The sequence below is a fragment of the Longimicrobium sp. genome (assembly GCA_036377595.1).
Taxonomy (GTDB): Bacteria; Gemmatimonadota; Gemmatimonadetes; order Longimicrobiales; family Longimicrobiaceae; genus Longimicrobium.
Genome location: DASUYB010000071.1, coordinates 24,613 through 36,704 on the forward strand (window position 1 = coordinate 24,613; position 12,092 = coordinate 36,704).

Here is a 12,092-nt window from a genome sequence, read left to right on the forward strand (position 1 = left end):
GCGCCTGACGCATCCTGTGCTGAACCTACGCGGCGGCGGATGCGGGTGTCAATCACGCGGCCTGCGCCCCTTCAAGGGTAGGAGCCGCATCGAAAGCCTTGACGTTCATATGTAGCCAATTATTCTGCACTCATCAACGGGCCACGCCAGGAGCCGACAATGAAGATTCTCGCCCTTTCCATCCCGCGCTACACCGCCTCGATCCTTTCGCTGCTCGTTTTTGCTGTGAGCGGCTGTGATTCGGCGCCCGTGCACCCGACAGCGCCGGCGGTGTCATTGCCTCTGAATGCCACCATTGAAAGCCGCTTCGCGAATCTCGTCACGGCGGCCCCGCGGATCGCGGTAACGATCTCCGCGAACGACGTCGAAATCCACGAGAGGCTGCAAGCGGGGAGTGCCCGGGAGTACCGGTTGGAGCCATCGTCCTCAGACGTCTCCACCCTCTCGACGCACGGTTTCAGCTCGCGATCGCGGCCCCGGGTTCCGCTGCGGCTCGACGAGGAAAGCCCCTGCAAGTTGAGGCCTGGTGTTTACGCCATCGTCGAGCCGACATCGGGGACGGTCGTAGGAATCCTGATCGTCTATCCTGACTGCCGAATGGAAGTGTACACGGGCTAGCCACGACGGAGCTGGCAAAAGCCAGAGAGAAGGAGAAGTCAATGAGGACAGGAACTCTCCGCTTCGCGATCGCCGCCGCAATCTCGTGCGCTCTCGTGGGATGCCGGAGTACGGATCAGGTCGCTCCACCGGCAGTGTCTTCGGACGTGAAGCACGCGGAGGCGGCGCGACTACTGAGCTCGTATCAAGGACGGGGAGAACCGGTACCCGTGTACATCGACGGCCAACGATACGTCAGTGGGAACGGCTCGGGTGGGTTCAACGTCATCGACCCGGACCGCATCGCCTCGGTTCGGTTGCTGACGGGGTCGGAAGCCGAGGCCGTGGCTGACGTCGCCGGCCGCAACGGCGTGATCTGGATCACCACGAAGCAGGCGGCGGAACGCCGGCACTGAACCAATCGATCCGCGAACGTGGAACGGCCTCGGGGAGATCACGCTCCGGGGCCGTTCTCGTGCTGACCTTGGGTTCGGCGCCTCACCGCGTGCGCTGATACGTCCCCACCAGTTCGCCGCGGGCGAGGATGTGGCCCTCCATCGCCTTCTCCAAGTCACCCTTGGTCGGCTCCTTCAGGTCCAGCGTGGTGTCGAGGGCGTAGAGCTTGTGGAAGTAGCGGTGGCGGCCCACGGGCGGGCACGGGCCGCCGTAGCCGGCGCGCTTCCAGTCGTTGCGTCCCTGCTGCGTCCCCGGCGGAAGGCGGCCCTGGCTCGCGCCCGCCTCCAGCCCCGTCGCGGACGGCGGGATGTTGTAGAGCACCCAGTGCACCCACGTGGTCTTCGGCGCCGCCGGGTCGGGCGCGTCGGGGTCGTCGACGATCAGCGCCAGCGACTTCGCCTCGGCCGGCACGGCGCTCCATGCCAGCGGCGGCGACAGGTCGCGCCCGTCGCAGGTGTGCACGGCGGGGATGGAGCCGTTCGCGCCGAACGCGGTGGAGGTCAGGGAGAGGGTCATCGGCGCCTCCGGGGCCCTGGGACGCTCGCGAGAACACGCGGGGATGGCGAGGCACGGCAGCACGATCACCAGTGCGCGAGCGATGCGACCTCCACGACGGCTCATCCGCGCCTCCCGACGGTGGGACGACAGCCTTCCAAACCGCCGCACGGATCGCGCCGGGCGACGCGAGATGGAGATCACCGCGCGAGCACGGTCCAGATCTCCGGGTCCTCGGGGCCGAGCACCCAGACGGAGATCCCGCGCAGCCGGTGGCGCTCGACGAGGCCGAGCTTCGCGCGGAAGCTGCGCGCGTTCTCCATGAAGATCCACTCCCACGTCCCCGCGCGGGCGTAGTGCGCGAACGGCACCTGCGCCTCGTCGTCCCACTCCAGCCGCGCGCCGTAGCGCTCAATCAGCGACATCGCGCGGGCGTGGGAGATCTGCTCGCTGTACGAGCGCGCCAGCTCGGGGGTGATGCGGTCTTCCTGCGACGTGTACCAGTGCTGCGCGCCCGTGGGAATGCCCAGCGACACCTTCTCCGCCGGTACGGAGCGGAGGACGTAGCGGATCACCTCGTCGTCCCAGTTCACCGCCGCCTGCGGGCCCGGCGGCGTGCGGCGCGTGTGCTGCGCGTACGTCATCACCGACACGAAGTCCAGCGCGGGCGCGATGGCCGGCAGGTCGTACCCCACGCGCCAGTTGGCGAACAGCCACTTCTGATACTGCGTCGCCCCCGCCAGCTCGTCGGGGCGATGGACGACGGCCGCGCTGATCCGGAATCCGGCGCCGTGCAGCGCGGTCGATGCCTCGCGCACCAGCTGCGTGAACGCGTCGCGGTCGGAGAGCGGCACGTTCTCGACGTCGAGCTGGATCCCCCAGAAGGCGTTGCGCCGGCAGAGCTCCACCAGCGACTCGATCGACCGGCGCCGCGCGTCGGGGTTGGAGAGCCACGCGTGCAGGATGGCCTGGTCGAAGCCCTGGTTCACCAGCAGCGGCATCACGCGGACGCGGTGCTCGCGCGCCAGCCGCAGCACGCGCGGATCGACGTCGCCCCACACCACGCCGTCGCCGTCCACCTTGTAGCCGTCGGGCGCGACGACATCGATGCGCGACACGTTGCGGCGGAAGCTCTCCCAGCTCTCCTGCGTGTCGACCATGTAGAACAGCCGCTCGCCCGCGCGCTGCGCATCCAGCGGCGAGCGCGGCACCAGCAGCAGCGCGGCGAACGCGAGCGACGTCGCGAATCTCCCGATCACCCGAAAGCTCCGTGTGGCGGTGGGACCTGTGTCAGCGTGTGGAGCGGGATCTTACCGGTCGTGTGCGCCCACGGACAGATCGGGAGATGCGGCGCCGGCGCGGATCAGCGCGCGGGTGGGGATGGGGGAGAGGAGAAGCGGAAGAGCCCGCGCTGGATCTCCACCGCGCAGGCGACGAGGAGGAAGGTGGCGTCGAGGCTGGACGGCGAGCTGCGCCTCCAGGCTCACCGCAGCACTGCCGCGCCCACGGCGATGACGCCGATCAGCACGCTGACGGCGGACTTCATCGCGGCGGCGACCAGGCGGCCCAGGAAGGCGCCCCACCCCACGCGCATGGCGCCGCGCATCTCGGGATTCTTCGTCATCTCCAGCACCGCCGCGCCCACGAACGCGCCGATGAACGCGCCGATCACGCTGCCGATGATGGGGATGGGGATGCCGACGAACGCGCCGATCAGCCCGCCCAGGATGGCGCCCCACCCCGCGCGCCGGCTGCCACCGTACTTCCGCGCGAAGCGCCCGCCGAGGATGAACTCCACCACCTCGGCGATGACCGCCAGCAGCAGCGCGATGCCGAACACCGTCCACCCTGGGCCGCCCCAGCGCGTGTAGTACGCGAACACCCCGATGGCCGCCACCTGCAGCCAGGTGCCCGGCAGCCCGAGCGGCACCAGCAGCAGCCCCGCGAGCTGCGCCAGCGCGAGAAGAGCGAAAGGCATCATCCAGTCCCGTTCACGGTTCGACGAATCCGTAGCCGCAAGCACGAGGCCCGCGGCGCCGTCCCCAACGACGTGCCGCGGGCCTCGGATGTTTCAGGACGATCGGCGGGCACGAGACAACATCGCGGCCCGCCGTCCAACAGAATCCCCCGAGACGTCCAGCCTCAGCAGGGTTGCTCGGCCGAAGCGACCTGGCGCGGGCAGATGCACCCGCCCATCCCGCTGAGACTGTTGGGATCGAAGCATCCCGCCCCGTTGGAGCCGCCCGGTGAATCGCAGAAGTTCGTCCAGCACACCTCCGATTCGTGCCCGCGGACCGTGCCCCGGAGGGCCTGCTTTCCACCGGTCGTCGCGAACGCTTCCACCACGAGCTCTTCCAGGTCCAGTCGGATCTTGCGCATGTGTTTCCTCCGGGAGGTGGGGCAATGCCGGCGCGAGGAGGGTCCTCGGCCGCGATTCATGGCGAGTGTTGGGTTCCCTGCGGGATTGTGTCTCGAAAGGCTGGGCCGGATGCCTAAACATGCGTGTTCCTGCCGGCGACCTGCAAGAACCACGTGCAACGCTGCCGGCCGGGCACCGACACCGTGGCCCGCGGCGGCGCGGACTTCCTTGCTCTTGCGGCACGATGCAGTCACCTTGCAGCTCACACCGCCCGTTCCGCGCCGTAGCAGCACGCAATCCACTGCGGGATGCGTCAGAGCGTCACGGAATCGCGGTAAAGCCGAAGCGTCAGACCCCTTTCCCGAGGAGGCGAAGCATGCGGAAGCTGAAGCTGGACGTCGACGCGCTGCAGGTGGAGTCGTTCGACATCGTGCGCGACGGGCGGCGGCGGGGGACGGTGCGCGGGCAGGAGACGTTCGTCGGCGACACCAACTGCGGCACCTGCCAGCCGGAGAGCTGGGGCGGCACCTGCGCCATCTTCGGCTGCCCCGACACGCCCAACAGCACGCAGACCTGCGAGACGGCGTGGGGATGCACCTGCATGGAAGGGTGCGCGACGGTCGACACGTGGAACTGTGGCTACGGCTGCACCCAGCAGGAAACCTGCGATCCGATGGGCTGCGTGATCGAGCTGTAGGACGGCCCCGCGGCATTCGACGACGGAATGATGATACCGGCTGCCGCAATTGATTGTGCATTCCGATCAGATGTCATTCCGAGTCGTACACCGCGCTGCGCGCGACCACGGAGGATGAAAGTCATAATCACCTGCACCACAACGACTTAGGCGATCTACTTTCTATTCAGCGGCGCCGCTGCTCCGAACCTCCAATCGCGCTGATGCCAGGCGGCGCCCGAGGAATCTGTGGCATGCGTCCGAGCGACAGGCGGCCTGTGGCTCGGGAGCCGGCCACAGATTCCTCAGGCGCCACGGCTTCGGCATGGGAGGAGAGGGCGGCGCAGCGCCTTCGGAATGACATCGTCCGGTGGGGTGCAAACGGAGGCAAGGCACCTGGAATGGAGACAGGCCCCCGGCGCGACGAAGCCGCCGGGGGCCCTTTCCTGCTGTCCCCTGTCCCCTAGTAGTACGACTGGCTCATCGACCCGCCGCGCGACGAGAGCATGTTCATCTTCAGCTCGAAGTCGCCCGGGTTCGTCGCGGCGGCCTTGGCCACCTCGTACTCCACCTCGTCCTTCTGCACCAGGTCCATCAGGCACTGGTCGAAGGTCTGCATCCCGTACGTCACCCGCCCCTCGGCGATGTGCTCGCGGATCTCCTCCAGCCGCGCCGGATCGGCGATGCAGTCGCGGATCGTCCCCGTCACCACCATCACCTCGGCGGCCAGCACGCGCCCCTTGCCGTCGCGGCGCGGCAGGAGGCGCTGGGAGATGACGGACTGCAGCTGCTCGGCCAGGCGCAGCCGCACGATCCCCTGCTCCTCGGGCGGGAAGACGGCCACGAGGCGCGAGATGGTGGACGCCGCGTCGCGCGTGTGCACGGTGGAGATCACCAGGTGCCCCGTCTCGGCCGACTTGAGCGCGATGTCGATGCTCTCCGTGTCGCGCATCTCGCCGATCAGGATGACGTCGGGGTCCTGGCGCAGCGCGGCGCGCAGGCCGTGGCGGAAGTCGTCGGTGTCGACGCCGATCTCGCGCTGGGTGATGGAGCAGTTGATGTCGCGGTGCAGGAACTCGATGGGGTTCTCGAGCGTGACCACGTGGCGGCGCATGTTCTGGTTCATGTAGCCGATCATGGCCGCCTGCGTGCTGCTCTTCCCCGACCCGGTCACCCCCGTCACCAGCACCAGCCCGCGCTCCAGCGCGGCGACGTCGGCCAGCACCGGTGGCAGCCCCAGCTGCTCGAAGGTGGGGATCTCGATGGGGATCACCCGCATCACGATCATGAACGACCCGCGCTGCCGCAGGATGTTCACGCGGAAGCGGCCCACGCCCGCCAGCCCCCACGAGCAGTCGTAGTCGGTGATGTCGTCGAGCCGCGCCCGGTCGCGCTCGTGCGGGATCAGGAAGCCGGCGATGGCCCGCGTCTGGTCGGGCGTCAGCCGCTGCTTGGTGAAGGGGATCAGCTGCCCGTTGATGCGGGCGCGGAACACGTCGCCCGACTTGACGTGCAGGTCGCTGGCGCCGCGGGCCACGGCCGCCTTGATGATGTTCTCGACCGCGTCGCGGAGGTCGCCGCCGCGCTGGTCGACGGTCGGTTCGGTGGTGCTCACGTCAGTACCCGGCCTGCTTGTCGACGGTATTCAACAGGGGCTCGCCCGAGAGGTAGCGGCGCAGGTTTCCCACGATCAGGTCCGTCTCGCGCCGCCAGAAGCGATGGGATGTGCCGGAAACATGGGGAAGCACGAGGGCATTGGGAAGGCCCCAGAGCGGCGATTCCCGCGGCAGCGGCTCGCGCGCGAACACGTCCAGCCCCGCGCCGCGAAGGCGCCCCGCCGCCAGCGCGTCCGCCAGCGCCCGCTCGTCCACCACGTCGCCGCGCGACACGTTGATCACCACCGCGTGGCGGGAGAGGCGGGCCAGCTCGCGCGCGCCGATCATCCCCTCCGTCTCCGCGGTCCGCGGCACGGTCACCACGAAATAGTCGGAGATGGAGAGCAGTCGATCGAGCGCGCCCTCCCCCGTCACCACCTCCACCCCCGGCGGCCCCTCCGCGGACGAGCGCCGCATCGCGACGACGCGCATCCCCAGCGCGGACGCGCGCTTCGCGACCGCACGGCCGATCCCGCCCAGCCCCAGCAGCCCCACCGTGCTCTCCGCCAGCTCGCGGATCGGCGAGTCGGCCTCGTCGAACCGCGACTTGTCCCATCGCCGCTCCGCCTGTGCGTGAACGGCCCAGTCCAGTCCGCGCGCGAAGTACGCGATCATCGCCAGCACGGTATCGGCGATCGGCTCCGCGTGCGTCCCCGCGCTGTTGGTGAGGATCACGCCGGACTCGCGCATCTCCGGGTACAGCGCGCCGCCCACGCCGGCGGACGCGGAGTGCGCCCAGCGCAGCGCATCTCCCGCCGCGAGAAAGACGTCGCGCGGCACGCCCCACCCCAGGTAGACCTCCGCGCCGCGGACGGCGTCGAGCACCTCGGCCCCCACGCCGCCGCCATCCCCCGTCCCGTCCGCGGCGCCGCGAATGGCGACGAGCTCCCAGCCGTCCGGCAGCGCCGCGCGAATCTCGTCGAGCGCCCACTCCGGCGCGCTCCAGATCGGCCTGCGCTCACGCAGGTTGAAGACGATGCGTCGGCGCCCGGGCATTCGGCAGCGGGTTCGGCGTTTCGGGAGAAAAGACGCGGGAAGATGGCGAAGAAGCCCGCCTCTCGCGAGACGGGCTCCTGATCTCCACCTCCACTCGAGCGGCGTCGGGGCGAATGGAATTCACGGCAACAACCGCACAAAGTCCCTGCGGGACTGCGGACGAGAAATCCGCGCGATGCAGGAGGATTCCGCGACGAGTCCCGTCAGCTGCGATTGAAGCGGCGGACGCCTTCGTCGCGGAGCATGTGCTTCACCAGCTTCTCGTGCTCGTGCTGCGGGCCGATCACGCGGAAGGTGATCTCCACGTCGTTGCCCACCTTGTCGATAGTGTCCATGCGGATCTCCGCCTTACGGTCGCGGAGCAGCGCCTCCACGCGCTCCAGCGCGTCGCTGCCGGCCTCGAGCGCGGCGGTGTAGCGGCGGTTGCTCAGGCGGCGGCGCACCACGCGCTCGAGGCGGCCGAGCGCGAGCAGGGTGCCGAGCACCATCACCGTGGCGCCGATCGCCTCGACGTACGCACCCGCGCCCACGCCGATGCCGATGGCCGTCACCACCCAGAGCGTCGCCGCCGTCGTCAGGCCGCTCACCTTGTTGCGGCCGTGCAGGATGGCGCCCGCGCCGATGAAGCCGATGCCCGGGATGATCTGCGCCGCCAGCCGCGCAGGGTCCGCGCGCAGCGCCTCCCCGCCGCTGGTGGCCAGCATCGCCAGGTCCAGCGACAGCTCGGTGAAGAGCGTGGCGCCCACGCAGATCAGGATCGTGGTGCGCAGGCCGGCCGGCTTGGCCTTCAGCTCGCGCTCCAGCCCGATCAGCCCGCCGAGCACCGCCGCCAGCAGCAGCCGCCCCAGCGTCGCCAGCTTCAGCGCCGCGACGAGCGAGGCCGGCAATCCGATAGAGATGAGGAAGTGTTCCACCGCGCGCGTAGACTGGGAACGTGCAGCGTGTTACGGGAACGTGACGAAATTGCGGCGGCGGCGGGTGGGGAGCAAGCGGGGAAGCAGTCGAACCTAAACCTTCTCTACAGGAAGTCCGACGATCTGGTCGAAATGAGCGTCGCGGGTGGCGACGGTGAGACCGTGCTGGCGCGCGATGGCCGCGATCCACATGTCGTTCTCCGGCAATGGGCGGCCTTTGCTCCAGAGGTCATGCTTGATATCGCCGTAAATCCGAGCCGTTTCGGCATCGCACGACAGGATCTCGACCGTCGCGGTGAACGAGGTGATCTGCGCCAGCGTAAGATCGGGGTGTCGCGAACGCGGCACCCCGTTGAAGAGCTCTCCCAGCGCGGGGACCGGGAGGAATGTTTTCGCGCCGCCGTTGACGAGCCGTTCGGCCTCAGGGCTATGCCTGAAAATGGCGATCACGACGCTGGTATCCAGCAGCAGGCTACCACTCATCGGCATCGACGCGCTCGCAGGTCTCCTTGATATAGCGCTCGATCTCGTCTGCTTCCTCGGCGCTCCAGATGCCAAGGAAGGGACGCAGTGCCTCGCTCGGGGTACCCTGCAGCGGCTTCTTGCCGAGCGAGCGCGTATACTCCAGTACCTGCTCACGCTGTTCGGGACGGAGCTTCTTCAGCCGCTCGGCGATCTCCTCTTCCAGCGCCGACATCCGGACCTCCTCCGGGAAGGTGACTTCCATGTTCACGTAAGATACGTAATTTTGTCGATTTCATACAGCCCACTCAACTGCCTTGAAATTCGACAGTGGAATACAGGTGCCGCGTTACCCACGTTCGCGTAACGGACGACAAAATCATCGCCGAGCTCGCGGACGGACGGACGATCAGCGTACCGCTTGCCTGGTCGTGGCGGCTGTCGGATGCCACGCCGGACCAGCGAGCGAACTGGCGCCTGATCGGCTCCGGCGACGGCGTGCATTGGCCGGACGTCGACGAGGACATCAGTGTGCGCGGAATGCTTGATGGCGTGCCCGCCGTGCGCCCGAAGCCGCGTCCCATGTAGACCTCAGACCGCCGGCCATCCCTGCCGTCGGTCCTGCTCAGCATAGAATTCAAGTGCCCGCCGGAGCGCATCGAGCGCCTCGGCGGGCACAGTTTCACGGTCCAGGATGCCGATGTGGACTGCGTATGCGACCGACATCACCAGGTCGCTGTCGTAGTATCGCGCCCAGATCCGACGGGCGGGTCCACGATCGAACTTCTCGATCAGTTCCACGAGCTCGGCACTGTTGATCCCGCCTTGCCGCCAGTCGTCGAAATGGTTGGCCAGCGGAACGAGCGCGCGGCGCAGCTCCTCGTCGTACGCCCGCGCCGCTTGGTCGCGCAGAAGGCGTTTCACCGGCCTGGGTAAATCATTCATCGCACCACCCGCAGGTGTGATGCGTCCGCGCGCGCGTCAGAGCCCCAGCACGTCGTTCATCGTGTAGGCGCCCGCCGGCTTGCCGGCGATCCACCTCGCAGCGCGGAGGGCGCCTTCGGCGAAGAGCGCGCGGTCCTGCGCCAGGTGGGCCAGCTCGATGCGCTCGCGCTCGCCGATCAGCATCACGCGGTGCTCGCCGACGATGTCGCCGCCGCGCAGGGCGTGGAAGGCGACCTGCCCGCGCGGGCGCTCGCCGGGGCGGCCGCTGCGCCCGTCGATCCGCACGTCGCCGAGGCCGACGCCGCGACCGCGGGCGATCGCCTCGCCCAGCGCGAGGGCGGTGCCGCTGGGCGCGTCGGCCTTGCGGCGGTGGTGGGCCTCCACGATCTCCACGTCGTAGTCGTCGCCCAGCACCTGGGCGGCGCGCTGGGCGAGAGCCACCAGCAGGTTCACGCCCACGCTGAAGTTCGCCGCCTGCAGCACGGCGGCGCGGCGCGCGGCCGTCTCCAGCATCCCCCGCTCTTCATCCCCCAGCCCCGTGGTGCCGACGACCAGCGCCTTCCCGGCGAGGGTGTCGCCGTGCATCTCCAGGATGCGGCGGAGGAGCTCGGGGGCGGAGAAGTCGATCACCACGTCGGCGCCGCGGATCCACTCGCCGGCGGTCTCGGGCGTCTCCACCACCGGGCAGCCAACGTCGCACGCGGGCTCGGGCATCTTGCCGATGCCGCCGACCAGCCGCAGCGCGTCGTCCTCGTGGATCATGCGCGCCAGCGTCTGCCCCATGCGCCCCGTGGCGCCGCTCAGGACGATGCGGACCGGCTCGGGCATCTCGGTCGATTCTGCGGGATGGTGGTGGAGTATGATGCGAGTGAACTCGCGGCTACGACGACACGCAGTCTGCCTTCGCAGCGCCTTCGCGGACTTCCCGGCCGCAGCGATCCCCGCGCGCGAGGCCGCGTCCGCGCGTCACGAGCGAAGCGAGCACGTCCCTCCCCCGGGCCGTTTCGGGGGAGGGATAGGCGCGAAGCGCCAGGGAGAGGGCCTCGCGCGGCTCAGGAGCCCTTCAGCAGCCCCACCGCCGCCATCGCCTCGCGCAGCTCCTGCTTCACGGCGTCGCTGGCCTCGACCAGGGGGAGGCGGAGCGGGCCGACGTCGAAGCCGAGCATCCCCACGGCCGTTTTCACGGGGATGGGGTTGGATTCGCGGAAGATCGCGGCGATGAGCGGGAGATAGCGGTGCTGCAGCCGCCGCGACTCGGCCACGTCGCCCTCCAGGAACGCCTTCGCCATGCGCGAGGTGTCGGCCGGGGCGATGTTGGCCAGCACGGAGATGACGCCCACGCCACCGAGCGCCATCAGCGGCACCACCTGGTCGTCGTTGCCCGAGTAGACGCCGACGCGGTCGCCCACGCGCCGGCAGATCTCGGCCACCTGGGTGATGTCGCCGCTGGCCTCCTTCACGCCCACCACGCGCGGGTCCTCGGCCAGCGCCTCCACCGTTTCGGGGAGGATGTTGCACGCGGTGCGGCCGGGGACGTTGTAGACCACGCACGGCAGGTCCGCCGCGTCGATCACCGCGCGGATGTGGGCGATGATCCCGCGCTGCGGCGGCTTGTTGTACGGCGGCGGCGAGACGAGGATCGCGTCCGCCCCGGCCGCGCGCGCGTTGGCCGCCAGCCGCGAGACCACCGCCGTGTCGCTCCCGCCGCAGCCGACGATCACGGGGATCTTCTTCCCCGCCTCGTCGGCGACGATCTCCGCCGCGCGGCGCTGCTCGTCGGGCGACATGGTGGTCGCCTCGCCGGTGCTGCCGTTGACCACCAGCGCGTCGGTGCCCTCGCGCAGGTGGAAGCGCACCAGCTCGCGCATCGCCGCCTCGTTCACCCCGCCGTCGTCGAACGGGGTGACGAGCGCCACGCCCGAGCCGGTGAACAGGAGGTTGGGCCGCCCGCCGTCCGCCATCGTCCGTCCCCTAGAGCCGGTTGAGGTCCATGATGTCGCCGGGCATCACGTCGCCCTCGGGGTCGTCGGGGTCCAGGTCGCGGTCGGTGCTGTCGCGGAAGTCGTCCGCCGCCTCGTCGCCGACCGAGTCGTAGAAGGAGCGGAACACGGTGCCGCCGCACTTCTCGCACTTCATGTTCTCGGGCGGCGGCTCGTCGTCGAAGAAGTAGTCCTTGCCGCAGTTCTCGCAGACGAGCGTCAGCATCGTGTCGGCCGGCTCGCGGCCCGCGGGCTCGTCGCCGGCGGGGTTCTCGCGGGGCTGCTCGGCGGCCTGCTTGCCGCGCACGATCGTGGTGTCGTCGGAATCGTAGCGTTCTTCCACCATCGTCCTCTCCTCGTCTTCCGGGTCACCGTGGCGAACGCACGGACCGTACCGAAGAACTGCGGTCCTGAGTCCTAAGTCCCAAGTCCTGAGTGCCCAGTGCCCAGTGCCCAGTGCCCAGTGCCCAGTGCCCAGTGCCCAGTGCCCAGTGCCCAGTGCCCAGTGCCCAGTGCCCAGTGCCCAGTGCCCAGTGCCCAGTGCCCAGTGCCCAGTGC

The 12,092-nt window shown here is 69.3% G+C and carries 17 protein-coding genes; 4 read left to right on the top strand and 13 right to left on the bottom strand.

Annotated elements, in window-relative coordinates:
- Positions 1-159 precede the first annotated feature (159 nt).
- Together VF092_10355 and VF092_10360 are read left to right on the top strand one after the other, a co-directional pair.
- Positions 160-618 (top strand): hypothetical protein, encoded by a 459-nt coding sequence (locus tag VF092_10355; GenBank protein ID HEX6747680.1) that lies wholly within the window; start codon positions 160-162, stop codon positions 616-618.
- 209 nt (positions 619-827) lie between these two features.
- On the top strand, positions 828-1,013 hold the full coding sequence (locus VF092_10360; protein HEX6747681.1) for a hypothetical protein: 186 nt from the start codon (positions 828-830) through the stop codon (positions 1,011-1,013).
- Between the two features lie 82 nt (positions 1,014-1,095).
- Here VF092_10360 and VF092_10365 read toward each other — a convergent pair whose 3' ends face one another.
- From VF092_10365 to VF092_10380, 4 genes are all read right to left on the bottom strand, one after another.
- Positions 1,096-1,569, bottom strand: a complete 474-nt coding sequence (locus VF092_10365) for a YbhB/YbcL family Raf kinase inhibitor-like protein (protein HEX6747682.1) — start codon at positions 1,567-1,569, stop codon at positions 1,096-1,098.
- Positions 1,570-1,748: 179 nt separating this feature from the next.
- A complete protein-coding gene (locus VF092_10370) occupies positions 1,749-2,807 on the bottom strand; it encodes a glycosyl hydrolase family 18 protein (GenBank protein ID HEX6747683.1) in 1,059 nt (352 codons plus the stop codon).
- Positions 2,808-3,031: 224 nt separating this feature from the next.
- Positions 3,032-3,526, bottom strand: a complete 495-nt coding sequence (locus tag VF092_10375) for a DUF456 domain-containing protein (protein HEX6747684.1) — start codon at positions 3,524-3,526, stop codon at positions 3,032-3,034.
- 164 nt (positions 3,527-3,690) lie between these two features.
- A complete protein-coding gene (locus VF092_10380) occupies positions 3,691-3,927 on the bottom strand; it encodes a hypothetical protein (GenBank protein HEX6747685.1) in 237 nt (78 codons plus the stop codon).
- A 356-nt stretch (positions 3,928-4,283) separates the two neighbouring features.
- Here VF092_10380 and VF092_10385 point away from each other — a divergent pair, with 356 nt between their 5' ends.
- Positions 4,284-4,604 carry a hypothetical protein gene (locus tag VF092_10385; protein ID HEX6747686.1) on the top strand — a complete coding sequence of 107 codons (321 nt, stop codon included), beginning with the start codon at positions 4,284-4,286 and terminating at the stop codon, positions 4,602-4,604.
- Between the two features lie 442 nt (positions 4,605-5,046).
- On the opposite strand, the gene VF092_10390 is transcribed toward VF092_10385, so the two are convergent.
- From VF092_10390 to VF092_10410, 5 genes are all read right to left on the bottom strand, one after another.
- The gene (locus VF092_10390; GenBank protein ID HEX6747687.1) at positions 5,047-6,198 is read right to left on the bottom strand and encodes a PilT/PilU family type 4a pilus ATPase; all 1,152 of its coding nucleotides are present in this window, start codon (positions 6,196-6,198) and stop codon (positions 5,047-5,049) included.
- A gap of 1 nt (position 6,199) precedes the next feature.
- Positions 6,200-7,234: a D-2-hydroxyacid dehydrogenase gene (locus tag VF092_10395; GenBank protein HEX6747688.1), complete on the bottom strand. Its 1,035-nt coding sequence runs from the start codon at positions 7,232-7,234 to the stop codon at positions 6,200-6,202.
- Between the two features lie 203 nt (positions 7,235-7,437).
- Positions 7,438-8,121 carry an MgtC/SapB family protein gene (locus tag VF092_10400; GenBank protein ID HEX6747689.1) on the bottom strand — a complete coding sequence of 228 codons (684 nt, stop codon included), beginning with the start codon at positions 8,119-8,121 and terminating at the stop codon, positions 7,438-7,440.
- A gap of 120 nt (positions 8,122-8,241) precedes the next feature.
- Positions 8,242-8,637 carry a type II toxin-antitoxin system VapC family toxin gene (locus tag VF092_10405; GenBank protein HEX6747690.1) on the bottom strand — a complete coding sequence of 132 codons (396 nt, stop codon included), beginning with the start codon at positions 8,635-8,637 and terminating at the stop codon, positions 8,242-8,244.
- Positions 8,621-8,845, bottom strand: coding sequence for a hypothetical protein (locus VF092_10410; GenBank protein ID HEX6747691.1), 225 nt, complete (start codon positions 8,843-8,845; stop codon positions 8,621-8,623). Before VF092_10410 ends, VF092_10405 begins: the two co-directional genes overlap by 17 nt.
- A 95-nt stretch (positions 8,846-8,940) precedes the next feature.
- Here VF092_10410 and VF092_10415 point away from each other — a divergent pair, with 95 nt between their 5' ends.
- A complete protein-coding gene (locus VF092_10415; GenBank protein ID HEX6747692.1) occupies positions 8,941-9,198 on the top strand; it encodes a DUF2442 domain-containing protein in 258 nt (85 codons plus the stop codon).
- Positions 9,199-9,201: 3 nt separating this feature from the next.
- Here the strand turns inward: VF092_10415 and VF092_10420 are convergent, their stop codons facing one another.
- The 4 genes from VF092_10420 to VF092_10435 form a co-directional block, all read right to left on the bottom strand.
- Complete coding sequence (locus VF092_10420; protein HEX6747693.1) at positions 9,202-9,534, bottom strand: hypothetical protein; 333 nt, start codon at positions 9,532-9,534, stop codon at positions 9,202-9,204.
- 57 nt (positions 9,535-9,591) lie between these two features.
- Entirely contained in the window at positions 9,592-10,383 is a 792-nt protein-coding gene (gene dapB / locus VF092_10425) for a 4-hydroxy-tetrahydrodipicolinate reductase (GenBank protein HEX6747694.1), read from the bottom strand.
- A gap of 224 nt (positions 10,384-10,607) precedes the next feature.
- Positions 10,608-11,516, bottom strand: coding sequence for a 4-hydroxy-tetrahydrodipicolinate synthase (gene dapA, locus VF092_10430; GenBank protein HEX6747695.1), 909 nt, complete (start codon positions 11,514-11,516; stop codon positions 10,608-10,610).
- Positions 11,517-11,526: 10 nt separating this feature from the next.
- Positions 11,527-11,880: a hypothetical protein gene (locus VF092_10435; protein HEX6747696.1), complete on the bottom strand. Its 354-nt coding sequence runs from the start codon at positions 11,878-11,880 to the stop codon at positions 11,527-11,529.
- Positions 11,881-12,092: the final 212 nt, after the last annotated feature.